Source organism: Fructilactobacillus sp. X2R1C1, assembly GCF_059901435.1.
On record NZ_JBWXUV010000038.1, the window covers coordinates 1 to 398 of the forward strand.

Consider the following 398-nt stretch of genomic DNA (forward strand, 5'->3'; position numbering starts at 1 on the left):
GTGTTCAAGATTATCAAAACTTGTACAACCTTGACACCTCGAACTGTACCAAAATGACCAATATGTTCTTAGACAACCATGCACTTAAGTCGGTTGATTTGACGGGAATGAATACCAGTAATGTAACCGACATGGATGCTATGTTTTACACCAACGCTGGTTTGGATGGAATGACCGGAACTAAACTTGAATATGTAAACCTTGGTGGCATTGATACATCAAAGGTAACTAGATTCTATAACATGTTTAAAGATGATCAATTTTTGAAGCGTATCTACGGTATAAACAAGCTAAATACTAATAGTGCTCAAGTAATGCACAGCATGTTCCAATCTACTTATCGATTGGAAGGATTAGATGTAAGTAGTTTTAATACCAGTCATGTAACTGATATGGCT

1 protein-coding gene is annotated in these 398 nt (G+C 36.2%); it reads left to right on the top strand.

What is annotated here, in order from left to right; all coding sequences use genetic code 11:
• On the top strand, nt 1–398 hold a 398-nt coding region (locus AC6UDG_RS07390), incomplete at both ends, for a BspA family leucine-rich repeat surface protein (RefSeq protein ID WP_500706947.1).